Below are 23120 nucleotides of genomic sequence, written 5' to 3' on the forward strand. Positions count from 1 at the left end.
GCATTTCAAGGGCAGAACTGGCAATTCCGAGTAATTTTCTCGGTTTTGCCGGTGCGTGCCGTGCCAGCCTCGGAAGCGGCCTTAAAGTGGATTATTGTTATCTTTTTAAGGATTTCAGGACTGGCGTTCGCGCTGCCAGAGCACGTCGGTGCCGCCACCGGCCCGGTTCAGCACCCGGGCCAGCACGAACAGCAGGTCAGAGAGCCGGTTCAGGTACTGGCGCGGCGCCTCGTTGAGGGCCTCGGTGGCGCCCAGCGCCACCAGCGCCCGCTCCGCCCGGCGGCAGACCGTGCGGCAGACGTGGGCCTGGGCGGCGGCGCGGCTGCCGCCCGGCAGGATGAACTCCGCCAGCCGGGGCAGGCTGGCGTTGTAGTGCGCCAGCCAGTCGTCCAGCTGGATCACCTGCGCTTCCTTGAGCAGCGTGTAGCCCGGAATCGACAGCTCGCCGCCCAGGTCGAACAGGTCGTGCTGGATATGGAGCAGCGCGCCGCGCACATCATCCGGCAGGTCAGGCTCGGTCAGCAGCAGGCCGATGTGGGAATTCAGTTCGTCCACGTCGCCAATGGCGGCGATGCGCTCGCTGTTCTTGCCCGTGCGGCTGCCGTCGCCCAGCCCGGTGGTGCCGGCGTCACCGGTGCGGGTGGCGATCTTGGACAGGCGGTTACCCATGCCGGTCTCCCTCGTCTTGGTTTGAAGTGGCGCAATTATGGCCCCGAACCCGGGCTTCGGGGCGGGTTCCGGGGCAGGTTCCGGGCACTGCGATGCGGTCCGCCGCGTGACGCGGACGGCGTAGAATGGCGGGATTCGCCGGAGACAAAGCATGAACCACCCCACGCCCGCCGCCGCCCTGGCGCGCCGTCCCCTTCCCGTTGCCCTGGCCGATGCGCTGGCCGCCCGCTTCGGCGAACGGTTTTCCACCTCGGCTGGCGTCTGCGCCCACCATGGCCGCGACGAATCGCCGTTCCCGCCCGCCGCCCCGGACGCCGTGGTCTTCGCCCACACCACCGAGGAAGTGGCCGAACTGGCCCGCCTCTGCAATCAGCATGGGGTGCCGCTGATCCCCTACGGCGCCGGTTCGTCGCTCGAAGGCCACCTGCTGGCCGTGGCCGGGGGCATCAGCCTGGACCTCTCCCAGATGAACCGCGTGCTGGCGGTGCATCCCGAGGACCTCTCCGTGACGGTGGAGCCGGGCGTGACCCGCAAGCAGCTGAACCAGGAGATCAAGGATACCGGGCTGTTCTTCCCGATCGATCCGGGCGCCGATGCCTCGCTGGGCGGGATGTGCGCCACGCGCGCCTCCGGCACCAACGCGGTCCGCTACGGCACGATGCGCGATAACGTGCTGGCGCTGACCGTGGTCACGGCGGACGGCCGGGTGATCCGCACCGGCACCCAGGCGCGCAAGTCGTCGGCCGGTTATGACCTGACCCGGCTGTTCGTCGGCAGCGAAGGCACGCTCGGCATCATCACCGAGGTCACCGTGCGGCTCTATCCCCAGCCGGAGGCGATCTCGGCCGCCGTGTGCGCGTTCCCGAGCATGGGCGATGCCGTGCGCGCCACGATCCAGACCATCCAGCTTGGCGTGCCAGTGGCCCGCGTGGAATTCGTCGATGCGCTGGCCATCCGCGCCATCAACCGCCACGACAACCTGACGCTGCCGGAAACCCCGCACCTGTTCTTCGAATTCCACGGCACCGAGGCCGGCGTGCGCGAGCAGGCCGAAACCGTGCAGCAGATTGCCGACGAGCACGGCGGCCAGGGCTTCGAATGGGCCACACGCCCCGAGGACCGCAGCCGGCTCTGGAATGCGCGCCATACGGCCTACTTCGCCATGCTGCAGCTGAAGCCCGGCTGCAAGTCCGTGACGACCGACGTCTGCGTGCCGATTTCCCGCCTGGCCGACTGCGTGACCGAGACCGAGCGCGACCTGAACGCCTCGCAGCTGCCCTGCCCCATCGTCGGCCATGTCGGCGACGGCAACTTCCACGTGGCGATTCTCGTCGACCCGGACAAGCCCGAGGAAATGGCCGAGGCGGAGGACATCAACCGCCGCATCGTCGAACGGGCGCTGGCCATGGGCGGCACCTGCACCGGCGAGCACGGCGTGGGGCTGCACAAGATGGGGTTCCTCGTGCAGGAGCACGGCGAGGACGCACTGGACCTGATGCGGGCGATCAAGGCGGCGCTCGATCCCAATCAGATTCTGAATCCGGGCAAGATCTTCAGCGCGGCGCGCTGACCGGGGGCCCGCGCCATGGCTTCGGTGTTCCACCGCGTCCCGCCCCTGCACCTGCTGATCGCGTTCGAGGCCGCCGCGCGGCTTGGCAGCTTCGCGCGCGCGGCGGAAGAACTGTCGGTCACGCCCAGCGCGGTCTCGCACCGCATCAAGAATCTGGAGGAATTGTGGGGCGACGACCTGTTCGTGCGCTCCAACGCCGCGCTGCGGCTCACCGCCGCCGGCACGCGCTACCAGCGCAATGTGCAGGACGCGCTGAAGTCCCTCAACGAACTGGCCCGCCCCGAGTACAACAAGCTGCGCACGCGGCTGCGGGTGGCCATTCCGCCCACGTTCGGCCGGCAGCACCTGGTGCCGCGCCTGCCCGAGTTCGGCGCGCTCTACCCCCATATCGACCTGGAACTGCACCTGTCCGTGCCCTTCCTCGATGTGAAGGCCGAGGACACCGACGTCGAGATCCGCTACGGCACGGGGCGCTATCCGGACCTGAAAACCACGAAACTGCTAGTCGAACCGGTGTTCCCGGCGTGCGGGCGGGAGTACTACGAGCGGGTCAACGGGCGCGCCATCGCCCGCCCGGACGACCTGCACAACCTGGTACTGCTGCGCAGCCCGCTGGAGCCGTGGCGGCCGTGGTTCGAGACTGCCGGGCTGGACTGGCCGGAGCCCCAGACCGGCCCGCAATTCAACGATATCGGCCTGATGCTGGAAGCCATCGTCTCGAACCAGGGCGTGGGACTGGTGCGCCAGCGCATGGCACGCCAGTGGCTGGCCGCCGGGCAGATGGTGAAGCTGCTGGATGTGGAGTCGGTCTCGCCGCACGGCTACTACATCGTCGAGCGCGAGCAGGCGCCGCTCCAGCCGGAGGCGCGCTACTTCGTGGACTGGCTGCTCGGGCTGGACTGGTAGCGTCCGGGCCACTAGGCTGGATATATATAAAGCGCGCCAGCCGGACCGGGGCGCATGGCATGAGCAGTTTTGATCGGCCTGCCATGCCGAATTCACGTGGGCGGAGGCTCCCGTGGCAAGGGGCCTGCGCTATAGTCTGCCGTCCCGGCCGGGTGCGTGAAGTGATGCGCGGCGGCCGGCTCGTCAAGGAGTTGCCATGAACGCCCCGCAAGACGCCCACACCCTGGCCGGCGCCCCCACGCAGGCCGACGGCCCCCGCGCCGCACTGCTGGCCGGCCTGGCCCGTATCCTGCCGCCCGCCGCCGTGCTCTGGAAGGCCGAGGACACCGTGCCGTACGAGTGCGACGGCCTGGCCGCCTACCGCCAGGTGCCCGACGCCGTAGTGCTGCCCGACACCGAGGAACAGGTCTGCGCCATCCTGCGCCTGTGCCACGAACTCGGGGTACCGGTGGTGCCGCGCGGTTCCGGCACGAGCCTCTCGGGCGGGGCGATGCCCATCGCCGGCGGGCTGGTGCTGTCGCTGGCCAAGTTCAAGCGCATCCTCTCGGTCGATGCCTATTCGCGCACCGCCGTGGTCCAGCCCGGCGTGCGCAACCTGGCCATCTCCGAGGCTGCCGCGCCGCACAATCTCTATTACGCACCCGACCCGTCCTCGCAGATCGCCTGCTCCATCGGCGGCAACGTGGCCGAGAACTCGGGCGGCGTGCATTGCCTCAAGTACGGCCTGACCGTGCACAACGTGCTGCGCGTGCGCGCCGTGACGATGGAGGGCGATGTGGTGGTCTTCGGCTCCGAGGCGCCAGACGCGCCGGGCCTGGACCTCCTGGCCACGCTGATCGGCTCCGAGGGCATGCTGGCCGTCGCCACCGAGATCACGGTCCGGCTGATTCCCAAGCCGCAGCTCGCGCAGGTCATCATGGCCAGCTTCGACGACGTGGAAAAAGGCGGCAACGCCGTGGCCGACGTGATTGCCGCCGGCATCATCCCGGCCGGCCTGGAGATGATGGACAAACCCGCCACGGCTGCCGTGGAGGAGTTCGTCAAGGCGGGCTACGACCTCGACGCCGCCGCCATCCTGCTGTGCGAATCGGACGGCACGCCCGAGGAAGTGGCCGAGGAAATCGAGCGGATGAGCGAGGTGCTGCGCCGCTCGGGCGCCACGCGCATCACGGTGTCGCAAAGCGAGGCCGAACGGCTGCGCTTCTGGAGCGGGCGCAAGAACGCCTTCCCCGCCGCCGGGCGGATCTCGCCCGACTACTACTGCATGGACGGCACGATTCCGCGCAAGCACATCGGCACGCTGCTCAAGCGGATCGAGGCGATGGAACAGAAGTACGCCTTGCGCTGCATCAACGTCTTCCATGCCGGCGATGGCAACATGCACCCGCTGATCCTGTTCAACGGCGAGGACCTCGACGAATGGCATCGCGCCGAGCTGTTCGGCGCCGACATCCTGGAGTCCTGCGTGGAACTGGGCGGCACCGTCACCGGCGAGCACGGCGTGGGCGTGGAGAAGCTGAATTCGATGTGCGTGCAGTTCTCGCCGGCCGAGCGCGACGCGTTCTTCGGCGTGAAGGCCGCCTTCGACCCGGCCCGGCTGCTGAACCCGGACAAGGCCATCCCGACGCTGGCGCGCTGCGCCGAGTACGGCAAGATGCACGTCAGGCGCGGCCTGCTGCCGCATCCGGACCTGCCGCGCTTCTGAGCGCGGGCGGGTACCGGGCGGGCCACGCGCCCCACCGATACCCGCTCACCATCGCCACCCCCATGCCCAGCCCGAACACCCGCCAACAGGACGCCCAGGACGCCCGCCAGCAGCGCTACCTCAACGCGCGCCTGCGGCAGCGTCTGGGCCAGCCCGAAGCCGGCTGGCGCCAGCGCTGGTACACGATCATCTTCGAGGCCGACACGCGCCAGGGGCGCCTGTTCGACATCGTGCTGCTGATCGCCATCGTGACCAGCGTGGCCATCGTGATGCTGGACAGCGTGCCGTCGATCAACGCGCACGCGGGCCGGACGTTCACGCTGCTGGAGTGGATGTTCACGCTGCTGTTCACGGCCGAGTACGTGATGCGGCTGCTGGTGGTGCGGCGGCCGCTGCGCTACGCGTTCAGCTTCTTCGGCATCATCGACTTCATCTCGATCATCCCGACCTGGGCGGCGTTCTTCGTGCCGGAACTGGCCTTCCTGATCGACGTGCGGCTGCTGCGGCTGCTGCGCGTGTTCCGGATCCTCAAGCTCACGGTCTATTTCGAGGAAGCCCAGATCCTGGCCATGGCGCTGTCCAACAGCCGCCGCAAGATATTCGTGTTCCTGGGCACCGTGTTCATCATCACGATCATCCTCGGCACCATCATGTACGTGGTAGAGGGCCCGCAGCACGGCTTCACCAGCATCCCGGTGAGCATGTACTGGGCCATCGTCACGCTGACTACGACGGGCTTCGGGGACATCGTGCCGCGCACGCCCGTCGGGCAGTTCATTACCTCGCTGACCATCCTGCTCGGCTACGGGATCATCGCCTTCCCGACCGGCATCGTCGGCGCGGAACTGGCGGCCAGCATCATCCGGCGGCCGCTGACCACGCGCTCGTGCGAGCACTGCCTGACCGAGGGGCACGACCCCGACGCGGGCTTCTGCAAGCATTGCGGCACCGTCCTGCCGGCGTACCAGGCCGAGGACCGTGCCGGGCTGGACGAAGCCGGCGGCCCCCGCCGGGCGCCGCCGAACCGGCCCTGAGCCGCCCCCCAACAAAAACGCCAAAGGTCCCCCATATGGAAGCCACCCTCGACGCCTTTCGCGATGCCATCCGCCAGGCCGGCGACAGCCGCGCCCCGCTGCGCCTGCGCGGCGGCGGCAGCAAGGACTTCTACGGCCAGGCGCTGGTCGGCACCGTGCTCGACACGCGCCCGCACGCCGGCATCGTCGACTATGACCCGGCGGAGCTGGTGGTCACGGCGCGCTGCGGCACGCCGCTGGCCGAAATCGAGGCGGCGCTGGCCGAACGACGCCAGATGCTGGCCTTCGAGCCGCCGCATTTCGCCCCGTCCGGCACGGCCACGCTTGGCGGCGCCGTGGCGGCCGGGTTGTCCGGTCCGCGCCGGCAATCGGTGGGCGCGCTGCGTGATTTCGTGCTCGGTGTGCAGCTGATGGACGGGCGCGGCGAGGTGCTGCACTTCGGCGGGCAGGTCATGAAGAACGTGGCCGGCTATGACGTCTCGCGGCTGCTGACCGGCTCGCTCGGCACGCTCGGCCTGATCCTGGAGGTCTCGCTGAAGGTGCTGCCGATGCCGTTCGACGACGCCACGCTGCGTTTTGCGCTGCCGCAGGCCGAAGCCATCGAGCGCCTGAACCGCTGGGGCGGTCAGCCGCTGCCGATCGCGGCGTCGGCGTGGCAGGACGGCGTGCTCGACGTACGGCTCTCGGGCGCCACGGCGGCCGTGCGCGCCGCGTGCGAGAAGCTGGGCGGCGATCGCGTCGAGCCCGGCGAGGCACGCGCGCTCTGGGCCGCGCTGCGCGAACAGTCGCACCCCTTCTTCGCCCCGGCCCACGCCAAAGACCATGGCCGCGCGCTGTGGCGCATTGCCGTGCCGACCATCGCCCCGCCGCTGGACCTGCCCGGCGCGCAGCTTGTGGAATGGGGCGGCGGCCAGCGGTGGTGGCTGGCGCCAGAAGGCGACCCGGCCTCGGTCTCGGCCGAATCGGTGCGCGCCATTGCCCAGGCCGCCGGCGGCCACGCCACGCTGTTCCGCAATGGCGACAAGGCGGTCGGCGTGTTCACGCCGCTGTCGGCCCCGCTGGCCGCCATCCACAAGCGGCTCAAGACCACCTTCGACCCCGCCGGCATCTTCAATCCGCAGCGCCTGTACACCGGCCTCTGAGCCGTCTACCGTCTACGCCCCCGAACCATGCAAACCACACTGGCCGAATTCCTGCGCAACACGCCCGAAGGCGAAGAAGCCAAGTCCATCGTCGGCAAGTGCGTGCACTGCGGTTTCTGCACCGCCACCTGCCCCACTTACCAGTTGCTCGGCGATGAGCTGGACGGCCCGCGCGGCCGCATCTATCTGATGAAGCAGATGCTTGAAGGCCAGCCCGTGACGGAAAGCACGCGGCTGCACCTGGACCGCTGCCTGACCTGCCGCAACTGCGAATCCACCTGCCCGTCCGGCGTGAAGTACGGGCGGCTGGTCGATATCGGACGGAAGGTGGTGGATGAGCGGCTCGAGGCCGCGGGTATCCACCGCCCCGCGAAGGAGCGGATGGCGCGCTGGCTGCTGCGCGAGGGGCTGACCCGGCCCAAGCTGTTCGGCCCGGCGCTGAAGCTCGGCCAGATGGTGCGCCCGATGCTGCCGGTGGCGCTGCGCAACAAGGTACCGGCCATCACCCCGCCCACCGGGCCGTGGCCGCGCACCACCCACACCCGCAAGATGCTGCTGCTGGACGGCTGCGTGCAGCCAGCAATGTCGCCCAACATCAACGTGGCCACCGCGCGCGTGCTGGACAAGCTCGGCGTGCAGCTGGTGGTGGCGAGCGAGGCCGGCTGCTGCGGCGCGATCCGCTTCCATACCGGCGACCACGACGGCGGGCTGGACAATATGCGCGCCAACATCGACGCCTGGTGGCCGTATATCGAATCCGGCGCGGAGGCCATCGTCATGACGGCCTCCGGCTGCGGCGTGATGGTGAAGGACTACGGCCACCTGCTGCGCCACGACCGCGCCTACGCGGAGCGGGCCGCACGGGTGTCGGCGATGACGCGCGACCTGTCCGAGATCCTGCCCGACTTCGCCGACGACCTGCACCGGCTGGCCGGCGCCGTGCCGCGCGACGGCCGGCGCGTGGCCTGGCATCCGCCCTGTACGCTGCAGCACGGGCAGCAGATCCGGGGCAAGGTGGAGGCGCTGCTGACCGGACTGGGCATCGAGGTGCGGCTCTGCGCCGACAGCCACCTGTGCTGCGGCTCGGCGGGCACGTACTCGGTGTTGCAGCCGGAATTGTCCTATCCGCTGCGCGACGACAAGCTCGCCAAGCTCCAGGCCACGGAGCCCGATGCCATCGTCTCGGCCAATATCGGCTGTATCACGCACCTGCAAAGCGGCACCGAGACGCCGGTGATGCACTGGGTGGAGCTGGTGGAGCGCATGGTCTGCGCCTGAACTGCGCGGGAGGGCGGCTCGGAGTACCATGTCGGCACATTTCGACCCTGATGCGCCCCCATGCTCCAGACGTTTGCCATCCTGCTGGTCTTCCAGACCGTGGGCGAGGTGATCAGCTACGCGCTGCGCCTGCCCGTGCCCGGTCCTGTGATCGGCATGCTCCTGCTGTTCGGCTGGCTGGTCTTCGACAACCGCCTGCTCCCAATCATCCAGAACACCACCAGCGAGCTGCTCAAGCACCTGTCGCTGCTGTTCGTGCCGGCCGGCGTTGGCATCATGGTCCACGCCAACCGCATTGGCGGTGAGTGGATGCCGATTGTCGTCGCGCTGGTCATCTCCACCTGGCTGGCGATCGTCGTGACCGCACTGGTCACCCGGGCGCTGATGCGCAAGCCGGCACCGCCCCAGGCCGAAGCCGCCGAGGCGGCAGAAGCAGTGGATAGCGGAGCGCAGCCATGATGTCGCCGCGTCTGAACGAAATCTGGGTCTACCTGGCGGCCAGCCCGCTGATCGGGCTCACCGCCACGCTGATCGCCTACGTCTTCGCCTTCCGGATCTACGAGCGCGCGCGGTACTCGCCGCTGGCCAACCCGGTGATGATCTCGGTGGCCATCCTCGTCACCGTGCTGACGGTGACCGGCACGCCGTACAAGACCTACTTCGACGGGGCGCAGTTCGTCCACTTCCTGCTCGGGCCGGCCACGGTGGCGCTGGCGGTGCCGCTCTACACCCAGTTGCCGAAGCTCCGCGCGCACGCCTTCCCGCTGCTTTGCGGGCTGGTGGCGGGGTCGCTGGTGGCGGTGGTGTCGGCGGTGGGTATCGCCTACGCGCTGGGGGCATCGCCCGAGGTGGTGCGCTCGCTGGCGCCCAAGTCGGTCACGATCCCCATCGCCATGGGAGTGTCCGAGAAGATCGGCGGCCTGCCCTCGCTGACCGCTGTGCTGGTGATGGCCACCGGCATCATCGGTGCGGTCAGCGCCACCGGCCTGCTCAATATGCTGCGCGTGCGGGACTACGTGATTCGCGGCTTCGCCACCGGCGTGGCGGCACACGGCATCGGCACGGCGCGTGCGTTCCAGGTCAACCAGGAGGCAGGCGCCTTCGCCGCACTGGGCATGGGCCTGAACGGCGTGCTGACCGCCATCGTGGTGCCCGTGCTGGCAGCATGGATGCCCCACTGACCGGGGCACATTCCCATGCCACCCCTGACACCCTGACACCCCTGACACCCTCCTGACAGTACGCTGTCAGGAGCCGGCGGGCATGATGCGCCCATCCGGCACCCCGCCCCCTCCATCCTTCCCCTCCCGCCCCTGCCAATGAGCCGCCCATGAGCCGCCGTGCCGACCGCCTCTTCCAGATCGTGCAGGTTCTGCGCGGCCGCCGGCTGACCACGGCAGCGTTGCTGGCGCAGCGGCTGGGCGTGTCCGAGCGCACGGTCTACCGTGACATCCAGGCGCTGTCTCTGTCGGGGGTACCAGTGGAGGGCGAGGCCGGCATCGGCTACCGGCTGCGGCCGGACTACGACGTGCCGCCGCTGATGTTCACCGCGATGGAAGTGGAGGCGATGGTCGCCGGCCTGCGCCTGCTCAAGGCCTGGGGTGGCGGCGCGCTGGCCGCGGCGGCGGACCCGGCGCTCGAGAAGCTGATGGCCGCCCTGCCGCCCCCGCGCCGCGTGGCAGCGCAGCAGAGCCGGATCTTCGCGCCCGAGTACCTCAACCACCCGGCCGTGCGCGAGGCCTTCGACACCGTGCATGGCGCCATCGGCGCGCAACGGCTGCTGCGGCTCGACTATATCGATGCCCAGCAGCGCGTCACCGAGCGCGTGGTGCAGCCGCTGGGGCTGTTCTTCTGGGGTAATGTCTGGCTGCTGGCGGCATGGTGCACGGCGCGGTCCGACTATCGCAGCTTCCGGCTGGACCGCTGCCGCACCATCGAGATCCTCGACGAGCAGTTCCACGAAACGCCGGACCGCTCGCTCAACGGCTTCCTGCGCGCGGTGCAGCCCGATATGCCGGGCTGACGTCGCTCAGGCCCCTCAAACCCCTCAGGCCGCCGGATCGCTCAGGAGCGTCTCGATGTCCGCACGGATGTCCTCGGGCTTGGTCGTCGGCGCGTAGCGCTTGAAGACCGTGCCGTCGCGGCGCAGCAGGAACTTGGTGAAGTTCCACTTGATGCCCTGGGTGCCGAGCACGCCGGGCTTTTCCGAGGTCAGCCACTTGTAGAGCGGATGCGCGCCGGCGCCGTTGACCTCGATCTTCTCGAACATCGGAAACTTGACCTGGAAGCGCGTCTCGCAAAACTGGCCGATCTGCGCGGCGTCGCCCGGCTCCTGCTTGCCGAACTGGTTGCAGGGGAAGCCAAGCACCGCCAGGCCGCGCCCCTCGTAGGCTTCGTGCAGCGCCTCCAGCCCGGCGTACTGGGGCGTGAAGCCGCACTCGCTGGCCGTGTTGACGATCAGCAGCACCTTGCCGCGGAAATCGGCCAGCGGCACCGGCTGGCCGGACAGGGACTTCGCTTCGAACTGGTAGACGTTGCTCATGGCGGCTCCGGAGAATGCATTGCAGACAACCGCGAGCATACCGCGCCCGCCGGTCGCCCGATCAAATGACGTTCAGGTGCTCGGTGCCGGCGCCCAGGTCGGCGTCGCGGTGGCGGGCGCTGTGGAGCTTGATCATCAGGCGCAGGTCGTTCAGCGAGTCGGCGTTCTTGAGCGCGTCCTCGTAGGTGATCTTCTCTTCCTCGTACAGCTCGAACAGCGCCTGGTCGAAGGAGATCATGCCCTGCTCGCGGGACTTCTTGATGACTTCCTTGAGCTCGTGGATCTCGCCCTTGAAGATCAGGTCGGCCACCAGCGGCGTGCCCACCATGATCTCCACGGCCGGCACGCGGCCCTTGCGGCCGGCGCGCGGCAGCAGCCGCTGCGAAATCATCGCCTTGAGGTTCAGCGACAGGTCGATCAGCAGTTGCTGGCGCTTCTCCTCGGGGAAGAAGTTGATGATCCGGTCGATGGCCTGGTTGGCGTTGTTGGCGTGCAGCGTGGCCAGGCACAGGTGGCCCGTCTCGGCGTACTGCATCGCGTATTCCATGGTGTCGCGGTCGCGGATTTCGCCGATCAGGATCACGTCCGGCGCCTGGCGCAGCGTGTTCTTCAGCGCCACGTGCCACGACTCGGTGTCGATGCCGACCTCGCGCTGCGTGACAATGCAGTTCTGGTGCGCGTGCACGTACTCGATCGGGTCCTCGATCGTGATGATGTGGCCGTACGAGTGCGCGTTGCGGTGGTCGAGCATGGCCGCCAGCGAGGTGGACTTGCCCGAGCCCGTGGCGCCGGTCACGATCACCAGCCCGCGCTTGGCCATGACGATCTCATGGAGCGACGTGGGCAGGTCCAGGTCTTCCACCGACGGGATGCGCGTGTTGATCGTCCGCACCACCATGCCGGCCTTGCCCTGCTGGATGAAGGCCGAGACGCGGAAGCGCCCGGCATTCGGCGCGGTGATGGCGAAGTTGCACTCGCGGCTTTCGTCGAATTCCTTCACCTGGCGCTCGTTCATAATCGAGCGGACCAGGCCCAGCGCCTGTGCCGGGTTGAGCGGCTGCTGCGAGACGGGCGTGATCTTGCCGTCCACCTTGATGGCCGGCGGGAATTCGGACGTGATGAACAGGTCCGAGCCGCGGTTGTTGACCATCAGCTCCAGCAGGTCGTTGATGTACTTCGCGGCGGATTCGCGGTCGAGCATGGCGTCGGCCTCCCCTTAGCCCATGAAGGCGTCGGGATTCTTGGCAATCGCCCGCGCGTCGTTGTAGTTGATCATGCCGCGCTTGATCAGGTCGCTCAGGCACTGGTCGAGCGTCTGCATGCCCATGCCGCTCGAGGTCTGCATCATCGAATACATCTGCGCGATCTTGTTCTCGCGGATCAGGTGGCGGATGGCGGGCGTGGCGATCATGATCTCGTGCGCCGCGGTCCGGCCGTTGCCGTCGCGCGTCTTGAGCAGGGTCTGGGAGATCACGGCCTCGAGCGATTCCGACAGCATGGTCCGCACCATGTCCTTTTCCTCGGGCGGGAACACGTCCACGACCCGGTCGATAGTCTTGGCGGCGGAGCTTGTGTGCAGCGTGGCGAAGACCAGGTGGCCGGTTTCGGCGGCGGTCAGCGCCAGCCGGATGGTTTCCAGGTCACGCAGTTCGCCCACCAGGATCACGTCCGGATCCTCACGCAGTGCCGAGCGCAGCGCGTTCGCGAACGAATGCGTGTGCGGGCCCAGTTCGCGCTGGTTGATCAGGCTTTTCTTGGAGTTGTGGACGAATTCGATCGGGTCTTCCACCGTGAGGATGTGACCCATGTCCTCGTTGTTGCGGTGATCGACCATGGCCGCCAGCGTGGTCGACTTGCCCGAGCCGGTCGGGCCGGTCACGAGCACGAGGCCGCGTGGCTTCATGCAGAGGTCCGCGAACACGGCCGGTGCATGGAGGTCATCGAGCGTCAGGACTTTCGACGGAATGGTCCGGAACACGGCGGCAGAACCGCGCTGCGTGGTGTAGGCATTGACCCGGAACCGTGACAGGCCGGCAATCTCGAACGAGAAGTCGACCTCGAGGCGTTCTTCGTAGCTCTTGCGCTGAACGTCGCTCATGATGTCGTACACCATGGCGTGGACGTCCTTGTGGCCCATGGCCGCCACGTTGATCCGACGCATATCCCCGTGAATACGCACCATCGGCGGCATGTCTGCCGAGAGGTGGAGATCGGATGCCTTGTTCTTGACCGCAAAAGCCAATAGCTGCGCGATGTCCATCTATAATGACCCCACCCTAATATACGACTTGTTGTTGTGTACTTCTTTGGTATGTCCGCTGGATTATGTCTGTAATCGCCGCCAACTTGCAAGCCGTGCTAAATGCCATCGCGGCGGCTGCACAACAAGCCGGCAGGGACCCGTCTGCGGTCACGCTGCTGGCCGTCTCCAAGACCGTCGCGCCGGCCACCGTGCGGGCGGCTTTCCAGGCCGGGCAGGCCGCTTTCGGGGAAAACTACGTCCAGGAAGGCCTCGACAAGATCGCCGCCCTGGCCGACCTGCGCGACCGGATCACCTGGCATTTCATCGGTCCGCTGCAAAGTAACAAGACCCGGCCAGTGGCCGAGCATTTCGACTGGGTCCACGCCATCGACCGGCTGAAGATCGCCGAGCGGCTGTCGGCCCAGCGGCCAGCGGGCATGGCGCCGCTCCAGGTCTGCATCCAGGTCAATATCAGCGACGAGGCCAGCAAGAGCGGCGTGGCGCCGGCGGAGGTGCTGCCGCTGGCGCAGGCCATCGCCGCCCTGCCGAACCTGCGGCTGCGCGGGCTGATGGCGGTTCCGGCGCCGGCCGACGACGCGGACGCCCAGCGCCGGCCGTTTGCGGCGCTGGGCGGGTTGCTTGATCAACTGCGGCAATCCGGGCTACACGTGGATACGCTCTCCATGGGCATGTCTGCAGACATGGACGCGGCCATCACCGAGGGCGCCACGCTGGTGCGCATCGGCACCGCGATTTTCGGCGCGCGCACCTGACGGCGCAGCGCCACACCCCACCCACAAGAACGCCGGGCGACACGCATCGACCCGGCAACATCGGAAAAGACAAGGAAAGACATGCTCGATACGCTCACCTTCGGCTTCCTCGGCGGCGGCAACATGGCGTCCGCCCTGATCGGCGGCCTGGTGGCCCGCGGCGTGCCCGCGCGCGCCATTTGCGTCATCGATCCGTCGGACGATGCCCGCCAGCGGCTGGAACAGACGCTCGGCGTACGGACCCAGGCCGCGCCGGACGCCCGGTTCGGCGCCAGCCACGTCATCGTGCTGGCCGTCAAGCCGCAGCAGTTCCGCGGCGCCGTGGCGCCGCTCGTGCCGCATCTGGCCGCCGGCCAGGGCAACCTGATCATCAGCGTGGCGGCCGGCATCCGGCTCCAGGACATGGGTCGCTGGCTGAACACGTCGCGCCTGGTGCGGGCGATGCCGAATACGCCGGCGCTGGCCGGCATGGGCATGACCGGCCTGGCCGCCGCGCCGGGCCTGAGCGGAGCGGACCGCGCCATCGCCACGGCCGTGGCGCAAGCCGTGGGCCAGTGCGTCTGGGTCGATGACGACAACCAGATCGACGCCGTGACGGCCCTCTCGGGCAGCGGCCCGGCCTACGTGTTCTATTTCATCGAAGCCATGGAGCGCGCGGCGAAGGAAATGGGCCTGACCGCCGAACAGGGCCGCCAGCTGGGCGTGGAGACCTTCCGGGGCGCGGCCGCGCTGGCCGCCGAGTCGTCGGAGCCGGTGTCCCTGCTGCGCGAGCGCGTGACGTCCAAGGGCGGCACCACCTACGCGGCGCTGGTATCGATGGACACGGACAAGATGCAGGACGCTTTCGTCCGCGCCATGCACGCGGCGGCGGCGCGGGGCCGCGAGATGGGCGCCGAATTCGGCAAGGACTGAGAAATCCGTCCGGACGGCCGCCTACTTCAGCCAGTAGGCGATTGCCGTCCCCGCGAACACCACCCCGCCCAGCCAGTTGTTGTGCCGGAACGCCGCGAAGCACTTCATGCGGTCGCGGTCGCGGATCAGCGTGTAGTGGTAGCCGGCCAGCCCGGCCGCCACCACCAGCCCGGCGTAATACGGCCAGCCCAGCCCCAGCAGCGCGCCGGCCCAGGCCATCAGGCCCAGGAAGCCGGCGTAGCAGAGCATGATCGCCGCCACGTCGAAGCGACCAAAGGTGATCGCCGAGGTCTTGATGCCGATCCGCAGGTCATCGTCGCGGTCGACCATCGCATAGGCGGTGTCGTAGGCCACGGACCAGAAGACGTTGGCCAGCAGCATCAGCCACGCCACGGCGGGCACCTGCCCCTGCACCGCCGCGAACGCCATCGGAATCCCGAACCCGAAGGCGATGCCAAGGTAGGCCTGCGGAATCGCGAAGAACCGCTTGAAGAACGGATAGGTGCCGGCCACCACGGCCGCCACCACGGCCAGCGCCTTGGTCAGCCCGTTCAGCGGCAGGATCAGCGCGAACGCCGCCAGCGCCAGCACCGCGGCCACCACCAATGCCTCCCAGCCGGCGATGTAGCCGGCGGTCAGCGGCCGCTCCCTGGTGCGCTTCACGTGCTTGTCGAAGTCGCGGTCGGCCCAGTCGTTCATGGCGCAGCCCGACGAGCGCATCAGGAACGTGCCGACGAAGAAAATCCAGAAAATGCCCCAGGCGGGCGGGCCCTCGGCAGCCATCCACAGCGCCCACAGCGTGGGCCACAGCAGCAGCAAGGTGCCGATGGGCTTGTCGATCCGCACCAGCCGCGCGTAGAGCGCGAGGCGGCCGGGACGGCGGGGATGCGGCGGGGCGGCGGAATGTTCGGACATTGGGACTGCGTTCACTTCTGGCGAGACAAAACAAAAAACGCGTCGCGGCGTGGAAAGCCGTGACGCGTTGTGCGCTGGCGAGACAGACTCAGGCCAGCATCGCGCGCAGCATCCACGCGGTCTTTTCGTGCGTCTGCATGCGCTGGGTCAGCAGGTCAGCCGAGGGCTCGTCGCCCGCCGCATCGATGGCCGGGAACAGCGAGCGCGCGGTGCGCACCACAGCTTCCTGGCCTTCCACCAGCTTGCGAATCATCTCGGTCGCGTCGGGCACGCCCTCTTCCTCGGCGATCGACGACAGCTTCGCGTACTCCTTGTACGTGCCCGGCGCCGGGTAGCCCAGCGCGCGGATCCGCTCGGCAATGGCGTCCACAGCCAGTGCCAGTTCGGTGTACTGCGTCTCGAACATCGTATGCAGCGTGTTGAACATCGGCCCCGTCACGTTCCAGTGGAAGTTGTGGGTCTTGAGGTAGAGGGTGTAGGTGTCCGCCAGCAGCTTGGACAGGCCTTCCGCGATCTTCTTGCGGTCCTTGTCGGACATGCCGATGTTCACGCTCATCTCATTTTTCTTTGCCATGGTCGTTCAGCTCCGTTTGTCGCCACGAGGAATCCAGCCCGCGCCATTTGCAAGGTCGGGGGCAGTCGGCGGCCATTATCGCATCAGGTCTATGTGCCGAGGAAGGCAAAACCCTGTGCCGCGTGGAAGAACATCGCCATCGCGCCCAGCGCCACGATGCCCATGCCGATCTCCTTGCGCACCAGCTTGCGGCGCAGGCGGCTGCCTTCCTCGTTGCGCGGACCCTCGTCGGCGGCCGCGCGCAGTTGCCGGAATTCGGTCACGAAAAGGTCGAGCATCGTCATGGTGTTTCTCCGCTTCAGTCGGTGGATGCCCCGCGAGGCGGGTATCAATGGCTGAAGTATAGGGAAATCTATCAAACTTCACATTTGATAATTTTAACCTATTGAATAGCCAATCCCTATGCACGGACGGGCCCAAACAAAAACGGCAGGGAGCGCCCCTGCCGTTTTTTGCCGATGCGATGCCGATGTCGTGAGAATCCGCTCAGGCGGCGACTGCTTCCACGGACGCCGCATCGCCAATCCGGTTCACGCCGGCCAAGTCGCACGCCGCCACGGCATTGGCCAGCGCCTCCATGGCGGGCAGGCGCGTGAAGCTCTTGCGCCACGCCAGCACCACGCGGCGATCCGGCACCGGGTCGGCGAACGGCACGTAGGCCAGCATGTCGTTGCGCGGCTTCAGGTCCGGCACTGAGGTGCGCGGCAGCACGGTGATGCCCACGCCACTGGCCACCATATGGCGAATCGTCTCAAGCGACGACCCTTCGAACGTCTTCTGGATGCCGTCGGCGGCCTGCGAGAAGCGCGACAGCTCCGGGCACACGCCCAGCACGTGGTCGCGGAAGCAGTGCCCGCTGCCCAGCAGCAGCATGGTCTGCTGCTTGAGTTCGTCCGGATCGACGCTGCGCTGCTCGGCCAGCTGATGGCCGCGCGGCACGGCCACCACGAAGGGCTCGTCGTACAGCGGACGCACGGTCAGGCCCGAATCCGGGAACGGCTCGGCCATGATCGCGCAGTCGATCTCGCCCTGCTTGAGCAGCTCGATCAGCTTGTTCGTATAGTTTTCCTGCAGCATCAGCGGCATCTGCGGCACCGTGCCGATCATCTGCTTGACCAGCATCGGCAACAGGTACGGTCCGATCGTATAGATCACGCCCACGCGCAGCGGCCCGGCCAGCGGGTCTTTGCCCTGCTTGGCGATTTCGCGGATGGCCATGGTCTGCTCCAGCACGCGCTGGGCCTGGGCCACGATCTGCTCGCCAATCGCCGTCACCGACACCTCGGAGGTGCCGCGCTCGAAGATCTGCACGGTCAGCTCGTCTTCCAGCTTCTTGATGGCCACCGACAGCGTCGGCTGCGAAACGAAGCACGCCTCGGCCGCCCGGCCGAAATGGCGCTCGCGCGCCACGGCGACGATGTACTTGAGTTCGGTGAGCGTCATGACTTATCAGGTTCGGTTAGGCGATAGATTTTAACTTCGATTGCGCCGTCTGTCAGATCGGCACTGCAATGTATCGTCTTAGGCACATATAAAACCTGTCTCACGCGCCGTCACGCCTTCAAAAAGTGCTCCCGGCCGCCCAGCCAGCGCAAGAGATGCGCCTCCACGGCTTCGGGGAAGCGCGCCAGCATCAGTTCGGCGGCTTCCTGGGCATAGTCCACCAGCCAGGCATCGGTGTTGAGGTCAGCAAAGCGCAGCATGGCTTCGCCGGATTGGCGCGCGCCCAGGAATTCGCCGGGACCGCGGATCTGGAGGTCGCGCCGGGCGATTTCGAAGCCATCGGTGGTCTCGCGCATCGTGGCCAGCCGCTCGCGTGCCGTGGGCGAGAGCGGCGCCTGATACATCAGCAGGCAGACCGATTCCGCGCTGCCCCGCCCCACGCGCCCGCGCAACTGGTGCAGCTGGGCCAGGCCGAAGCGCTCGGCATGCTCGATCACCATCAGCGAGGCGTTGGGCACGTCCACCCCCACCTCGATCACCGTGGTAGCCACCAGCACCTGGAGCCGGTTGGCGCTGAAATCGCCCATGACCGCAGCCTTCTCGGCAGGCGGCAGGCGGCCGTGGACCAGCCCCACGCGCAGGTCCGGCAGCGCGGCGACCAGCGTTTCATACGTCTCGACCGCGGTCTGGAGCTGTAGCGCCTCCGATTCCTCGATCAGCGGACAAACCCAGTAGGCCTGGCGGCCTTCGGCGGCGGCGTGGTGCACGCGCTCGATCACCTCGTCGCGCCGCGCGTCGTTGACGAGCCGGGTCACGATCGGCGTGCGGCCCGGCGGCAGTTCGTCGATCACGGACACATCGAGGTCGGCGTAGTAGGTCATCGCCAGCGTGCGCGGGATCGGCGTGGCCGACATCATCAATTGATGCGGAACCTTGTCCGGCGCGGCTTTCGTTTCCGCCTCCCCGGCCTTGCCGCGCAGCGCCAGCCGCTGCGCCACGCCGAAGCGGTGCTGTTCATCGACCACGGACAGCCCGAGCCTCGCAAAGCGCACGGTGTCCTGGATCAGCGCATGGGTGCCGATGACCAGTTGCGCCTCGCCCGATTCCACACGTGCGGCGGCCTCGCGCTTCTCCTTCGCCTTGAGGCTGCCAGCCAGCCAGACCACGGGCACGCCCAGCGGCTCCAGCCACGCGGAAAGCTTGCGGAAGTGTTGCTCGGCGAGAATTTCGGTGGGTGCCATCAGCGCGGCCTGATAGCCGGCGTCGATGGCCTGGCAGGCGGCCAGCGCGGCCACGATGGTCTTGCCGCTGCCGACGTCGCCCTGGAGCAGCCTGTGCATCGGGTGCGGGCGCGTCATGTCGGCGGCGATCTCCTCCACCACGCGCTGCTGCGCCCCGGTCAACCGGAACGGCAGCGCGGCCAGGAATCTGGTGAGCAGGCCGTCCGCGCGACGCGGCATCGACGGCGCGTTCTTCTCGCGCCGCGCGGCCTGCGAGCGCCGCAGCGAAATCTGCTGGGCCAGCAATTCGTCGAACTTGATCCGCTGCCAGGCCGGGTGCGAACGGTCCGCCAGCGCGGCCTCGCTTTCCTGTGGCGGCGGGTTGTGCAGCAGGCGCAGGCAATCGGCCAGCGGCGCCAGCTTCAGTTGGGCGAGCGGGCCCTGCAGCACGGCCTGCGGCAGGGTCTCCGGCATCGGCGTGCGGGACATCGCCCCGCCAATCGCCTTGCGCAGATAGGCTTGCGAGATGCCGGCCGTGGCCGGGTAGACCGGCGTCAGGCGGTCTGGCAGGGCCTCGCCGGGCACCACGGGGCGCACCTGCGGGTGGACCATCTCGGCGCCGAAGAAGCCGCCGCGGACCTCGCCGCGCACGCGCAGGCGCACGCCTTCGGCCATCTGCTTGGTCTGGCTGCCATAGAAATTGAGAAAGCGGAGCGTCAGTTCGCCGGATTCGTCGGCAATCTTGACCACCAGCTGCCGGCGCGGGCGAAAGGTCACTTCGTTCGAGATGACCTCGCCCTCCACCTGCGCGGCCAGACCCATGCCGGCGCGCCGAATGGCCTCGCCGATGGTTTCCAGCGCGGTCTCGTCCTCGTAGCGCATGGGCAGGTGCAGCACGAGGTCCACCGGGCGGCGCAGCCCCAGCTTGGCCAGGCGGGCCACGGCGGAGGACGGCTTGGCCGGCGCGGCCGGCTTGCCCTTCGGGGCACGCCCGAGGGACGTGTCGTTGGAGCCGCTGGGTTCGCTGGGTTCGCTATCGTCGCGACGGTCGAGGGAGTCGGTGGAGGTGCCTGGCATCAGCGCGGGAATATGGGCGGTAAACGGGGGACTGGCCGATGCGCGGACGTCCCAAGCCTTACAATGTCGGATTCGCCGATTGTACCCATGCCCTGTGACGACGCCCTAACCCGGTGCCGCCACCCGCTTGCCGTGCCCGCTATTCTGAAGCAATGTTGACGCTATCCGACTTCGATTTTCCCCTGCCGCCCGAGCTGATCGCGCAGTCCGCCCTGCCCGACCGCAGCGCCAGCCGTCTGCTCGTGGTGGAGCGGACCGCGCCGGAAGACCGTGCCGACGCCGTGCGTCTGGTCGACCGCGCGTTCAGCGACATCCTGGACTACCTAGGCCCCAATGACCTGCTGGTCTTCAACGACACCCGCGTGATCAAGGCGCGCTTCTTCGGCCAGAAGCCGAGCGGTGGCCGGGTGGAGGTGCTGGTGGAGCGCGTGGTCGATAGCCACACGGTGCTGGCGCAGGTGCGCGCCTCGAAGACACCCGCCGAGGGCAGTCAACTGCACTTGGCCGACGATGCCTTCGCCGTGACGGTGGGGCCGCGCGTCGACCAGTTCTTCACGCTGCGCTTTCCTGAGCCGGCGCTGGACCTGATCGAGCAATACGGCCGGCTACCGCTGCCGCCCTACATCACGCACGATCCCGACGCCTACGACGAGACCCGCTACCAGACCGTGTATGCCCGCAACCCGGGCGCCGTGGCCGCGCCGACGGCCGGCCTTCATTTCGACGACGCGCTGTTCGCGCGGCTCGATGCAAAGGGCGTGCGCCGGGCGTTCCTGACGCTGCACGTGGGCGCCGGCACGTTCCAGCCGGTGCGGACGGAGAACCTCGCCGAGCACAAGATGCATGCGGAGTGGTACGCCATCACGCCCGAACTGGCCGAGGCCGTGCGCGAGACCCGCGCGCGCGGCGGCCGGGTGATTGCGGTGGGCACCACTTCGCTGCGCGCGCTCGAATCCGCCGCGGCGGCGGACGGCACGCTGGCCGCCCACAGCGGCGACACCGACATCTTCATCACGCCGGGGTACCGCTTCCGGCTGGTCGATGCCTTGATCACCAACTTCCACCTGCCCAAGTCCACGCTGCTGATGCTGGTCTCGGCGCTGGCCGGCGTGGAGGCCATCCGCGCCGCCTACCGCCACGCCGTGGAGCAACGCTACCGCTTCTTCAGCTACGGCGACGCCATGCTGCTGACCCGCCTGGACTGACCTGAGACCCGCCAAATGCTCGATTTCGAACTGCTGACCACCGATGGCAACGCCCGCCGCGGCCGCGTCACCCTGAACCATGGCGTCGTGGAGACGCCGATCTTCATGCCCGTGGGCACCTATGGCTCGGTCAAGGCCATGTCGCCGCTCGAACTGAACGAGATCGGCGCGCAGATCATCCTCGGCAACACCTTCCACCTGTGGCTGCGCCCCGGGCTGGACGTGGTGGAGGCGCACGAGGGCCTGCACCGCTTTGTCGGCTGGGACAAGCCGATCCTGACCGATTCGGGCGGCTTTCAGGTCTTTTCGCTCGGAGAACTGCGCAAGATCACGGAAGATGGCGTCACGTTCGCGTCGCCGGTGAATGGCGACAAGCTGTTCCTGTCGCCCGAGATCTCGATGCAGATCCAGCGCACGCTGAACTCGGACATCGTCATGCAGTTCGACGAGTGCACGCCGTATGAGATCGATGGCCGCCCCGCCACGCACGACGAGGCCGCGCGCTCGATGCGCATGAGCCTGCGCTGGGCCAAGCGCTCGCGCGACGAATTCGAGCGCCTGGCCAACCCGAACGCGCTGTTCGGCATCGTCCAGGGCGGCATGTTCGAAGACCTGCGCGACGAGTCGCTGGCCGGGCTGTCCGAACTGGACTTCCACGGCTACGCCATCGGCGGGCTGTCCGTGGGCGAGCCCAAGGAAGACATGATGCGCGTGCTGGAACACGTGGGCCCGCGCCTGCCGGCCAACAAGCCACACTACCTGATGGGGGTGGGCACGCCGGAAGACCTGGTGGCCGGCGTGGGCTCGGGTGTGGACATGTTCGATTGCGTGATGCCAACCCGCAACGCCCGCAACGGCTGGCTGTTCACGCGCTTTGGCGATGTGAAGATCCGCAACGCGGCCCACCGCAACGATCCGCGCCCGCTGGACGAAACCTGCGGCTGCTACACCTGCCGCAACTTCTCGCGCGCCTATCTGCACCACCTGCACCGCGTGGGCGAGATCCTCGGGGCGCGCCTGAACACGATCCACAACCTCTATTACTACCTGGAACTGATGCGCGAGATGCGCGCGGCCATCGAGGAGCACCGCTTCGAACCGTTCCGGCGTCAGTTCGCCGAGCACCGCGCGCGCGGAACCAAGTAGGCGCCGCTTGAGAATGTTCTGAAAACCAGACAACCGAATGAACTTCGGGCGATGGAATGGTCGAATGCTGGCGGGTGTCTGCAACGTCTGGAAAAGGGCCTGCAAATCACCCCGAACAAACCCGCAATTCGAACCTAGAATGCTCTGGCGGGACAAACACGGGTGATAGAATGCCCGATTCCCTGATAGACCTTTGTGACGGAGAAGTAACGTGCTGATTTCGAACGCTTTTGCCCAGACTGCCAGCGCCGGTGGCGCGGCGGGTGGCCTGATGAGCTTCCTGCCCATCATCCTGATGTTTGCGGTGCTGTGGTTCATCATGATCCGCCCGCAAATGAAGCGCCAGAAGGAAGCGAAGGCGATGATGGAAGCGCTGGCCAAGAATGACGAAGTCGTCACCGCCGGCGGCATCCTCGGTCGCGTAGTCAAGGTCAACGAGCAATACGTGGTGCTGGAAATCTCCGAAGGCACCGAAGTCACCGTGCAGAAGAACGCAGTGACCACGGTGCTGCCGAAGGGCTCGCTGAAGTCGCTCTGACCGGGCCCGCCGGGCGCCACGCATGCGGCGCCTGAACCCGCCTGATTTTCCCGGCATGTTCGTCAGCACGGCTGTTCATCTTGCCGTGCGCATGCCCCAGCAGCCGCCTGCACCAGCCCGCGGGTCCGCACCGGACCCGGCCAGGGCTGCCAGGCGGCTGTTTGCCAACCGGTCCGGCCGGATCGGCGCGCCCCCAGCGCGCCCGTCGGCCACGCCAACCGCAATGACT

At 67.8% G+C, this 23120-nt stretch carries 23 protein-coding genes; 14 read left to right on the forward strand and 9 right to left on the reverse strand.

Features of this window, described 5'->3' with window-relative positions:
- Positions 1–114: 114 nt before the first annotated feature.
- On the reverse strand, positions 115–669 hold the full coding sequence (locus AB4120_RS25835; RefSeq protein WP_144202462.1) for a cob(I)yrinic acid a,c-diamide adenosyltransferase: 555 nt from the start codon (positions 667–669) through the stop codon (positions 115–117).
- Positions 670–820: 151 nt separating this feature from the next.
- Here AB4120_RS25835 and AB4120_RS25840 point away from each other — a divergent pair, with 151 nt between their 5' ends.
- From AB4120_RS25840 to AB4120_RS25880, 9 genes are all read left to right on the forward strand, one after another.
- Positions 821–2239 carry an FAD-binding oxidoreductase gene (locus AB4120_RS25840; protein WP_441643007.1) on the forward strand — a complete coding sequence of 473 codons (1419 nt, stop codon included), beginning with the start codon at positions 821–823 and terminating at the stop codon, positions 2237–2239.
- A 15-nt stretch (positions 2240–2254) separates the two neighbouring features.
- Positions 2255–3145, forward strand: a complete 891-nt coding sequence (locus tag AB4120_RS25845; protein WP_441643008.1) for a LysR substrate-binding domain-containing protein — start codon at positions 2255–2257, stop codon at positions 3143–3145.
- A gap of 196 nt (positions 3146–3341) precedes the next feature.
- The gene (locus AB4120_RS25850; protein WP_149137450.1) at positions 3342–4850 is read left to right on the forward strand and encodes an FAD-linked oxidase C-terminal domain-containing protein; all 1509 of its coding nucleotides are present in this window, start codon (positions 3342–3344) and stop codon (positions 4848–4850) included.
- A 62-nt stretch (positions 4851–4912) separates the two neighbouring features.
- Positions 4913–5884, forward strand: a complete 972-nt coding sequence (locus tag AB4120_RS25855; protein ID WP_441643009.1) for an ion transporter — start codon at positions 4913–4915, stop codon at positions 5882–5884.
- Between the two features lie 35 nt (positions 5885–5919).
- The gene (gene glcE, locus AB4120_RS25860; protein ID WP_144202472.1) at positions 5920–7026 is read left to right on the forward strand and encodes a glycolate oxidase subunit GlcE; all 1107 of its coding nucleotides are present in this window, start codon (positions 5920–5922) and stop codon (positions 7024–7026) included.
- Between the two features lie 27 nt (positions 7027–7053).
- Entirely contained in the window at positions 7054–8304 is a 1251-nt protein-coding gene (gene glcF / locus AB4120_RS25865; protein WP_144202474.1) for a glycolate oxidase subunit GlcF, read from the forward strand.
- A 60-nt stretch (positions 8305–8364) separates the two neighbouring features.
- Entirely contained in the window at positions 8365–8763 is a 399-nt protein-coding gene (locus tag AB4120_RS25870) for a CidA/LrgA family protein (protein ID WP_149137447.1), read from the forward strand.
- Positions 8760–9485, forward strand: a complete 726-nt coding sequence (locus tag AB4120_RS25875) for an LrgB family protein (RefSeq protein ID WP_149137446.1) — start codon at positions 8760–8762, stop codon at positions 9483–9485. The genes AB4120_RS25870 and AB4120_RS25875 overlap by 4 nt, the downstream gene beginning before the upstream one ends.
- 149 nt (positions 9486–9634) lie before the next feature.
- A complete protein-coding gene (locus AB4120_RS25880) occupies positions 9635–10327 on the forward strand; it encodes a helix-turn-helix transcriptional regulator (protein WP_144202478.1) in 693 nt (230 codons plus the stop codon).
- A 24-nt stretch (positions 10328–10351) separates the two neighbouring features.
- Here the strand turns inward: AB4120_RS25880 and AB4120_RS25885 are convergent, their stop codons facing one another.
- The 3 genes from AB4120_RS25885 to AB4120_RS25895 all read right to left on the reverse strand — a co-directional run bounded on the left by AB4120_RS25885 (position 10352) and on the right by AB4120_RS25895 (position 13106).
- Positions 10352–10846 carry a glutathione peroxidase gene (locus tag AB4120_RS25885; RefSeq protein ID WP_149137445.1) on the reverse strand — a complete coding sequence of 165 codons (495 nt, stop codon included), beginning with the start codon at positions 10844–10846 and terminating at the stop codon, positions 10352–10354.
- A gap of 61 nt (positions 10847–10907) precedes the next feature.
- Positions 10908–12047 carry a PilT/PilU family type 4a pilus ATPase gene (locus tag AB4120_RS25890; RefSeq protein ID WP_149137444.1) on the reverse strand — a complete coding sequence of 380 codons (1140 nt, stop codon included), beginning with the start codon at positions 12045–12047 and terminating at the stop codon, positions 10908–10910.
- Positions 12048–12062: 15 nt separating this feature from the next.
- Complete coding sequence (locus AB4120_RS25895; RefSeq protein WP_149137443.1) at positions 12063–13106, reverse strand: type IV pilus twitching motility protein PilT; 1044 nt, start codon at positions 13104–13106, stop codon at positions 12063–12065.
- A gap of 65 nt (positions 13107–13171) precedes the next feature.
- Between AB4120_RS25895 and AB4120_RS25900 the strand changes: the two genes are divergently transcribed.
- The gene (locus AB4120_RS25900; RefSeq protein WP_441643010.1) at positions 13172–13861 is read left to right on the forward strand and encodes a YggS family pyridoxal phosphate-dependent enzyme; all 690 of its coding nucleotides are present in this window, start codon (positions 13172–13174) and stop codon (positions 13859–13861) included.
- 81 nt (positions 13862–13942) lie between these two features.
- Positions 13943–14773, forward strand: a complete 831-nt coding sequence (proC, locus tag AB4120_RS25905; protein ID WP_149137441.1) for a pyrroline-5-carboxylate reductase — start codon at positions 13943–13945, stop codon at positions 14771–14773.
- A gap of 21 nt (positions 14774–14794) precedes the next feature.
- Here proC and ubiA read toward each other — a convergent pair whose 3' ends face one another.
- From ubiA to recG, 5 genes are all read right to left on the reverse strand, one after another.
- Positions 14795–15688: a 4-hydroxybenzoate octaprenyltransferase gene (gene ubiA / locus AB4120_RS25910; RefSeq protein ID WP_441643011.1), complete on the reverse strand. Its 894-nt coding sequence runs from the start codon at positions 15686–15688 to the stop codon at positions 14795–14797.
- Between the two features lie 88 nt (positions 15689–15776).
- Complete coding sequence (locus AB4120_RS25915) at positions 15777–16262, reverse strand: Dps family protein (RefSeq protein ID WP_092298875.1); 486 nt, start codon at positions 16260–16262, stop codon at positions 15777–15779.
- 89 nt (positions 16263–16351) lie between these two features.
- Positions 16352–16546, reverse strand: a complete 195-nt coding sequence (locus AB4120_RS25920) for a hypothetical protein (protein ID WP_149137439.1) — start codon at positions 16544–16546, stop codon at positions 16352–16354.
- Positions 16547–16748: 202 nt separating this feature from the next.
- Complete coding sequence (locus AB4120_RS25925) at positions 16749–17705, reverse strand: LysR substrate-binding domain-containing protein (protein WP_149137438.1); 957 nt, start codon at positions 17703–17705, stop codon at positions 16749–16751.
- Positions 17706–17815: 110 nt separating this feature from the next.
- Positions 17816–20002, reverse strand: coding sequence for an ATP-dependent DNA helicase RecG (recG, locus tag AB4120_RS25930; protein WP_441643012.1), 2187 nt, complete (start codon positions 20000–20002; stop codon positions 17816–17818).
- A 152-nt stretch (positions 20003–20154) separates the two neighbouring features.
- Between recG and queA the strand changes: the two genes are divergently transcribed.
- From queA to yajC, 3 genes are all read left to right on the forward strand, one after another.
- Complete coding sequence (gene queA, locus AB4120_RS25935) at positions 20155–21207, forward strand: tRNA preQ1(34) S-adenosylmethionine ribosyltransferase-isomerase QueA (RefSeq protein WP_441643013.1); 1053 nt, start codon at positions 20155–20157, stop codon at positions 21205–21207.
- Positions 21208–21222: 15 nt separating this feature from the next.
- Positions 21223–22353 carry a tRNA guanosine(34) transglycosylase Tgt gene (gene tgt, locus AB4120_RS25940; RefSeq protein WP_441643014.1) on the forward strand — a complete coding sequence of 377 codons (1131 nt, stop codon included), beginning with the start codon at positions 21223–21225 and terminating at the stop codon, positions 22351–22353.
- A 211-nt stretch (positions 22354–22564) separates the two neighbouring features.
- Positions 22565–22891 carry a preprotein translocase subunit YajC gene (gene yajC, locus AB4120_RS25945; protein ID WP_149137434.1) on the forward strand — a complete coding sequence of 109 codons (327 nt, stop codon included), beginning with the start codon at positions 22565–22567 and terminating at the stop codon, positions 22889–22891.
- Positions 22892–23120 lie beyond the last annotated feature (229 nt).

The sequence above is a fragment of the Cupriavidus sp. 2KB_3 genome, from assembly GCF_052115685.1.
Classification (GTDB): domain Bacteria; phylum Pseudomonadota; class Gammaproteobacteria; order Burkholderiales; family Burkholderiaceae; genus Cupriavidus; species Cupriavidus campinensis.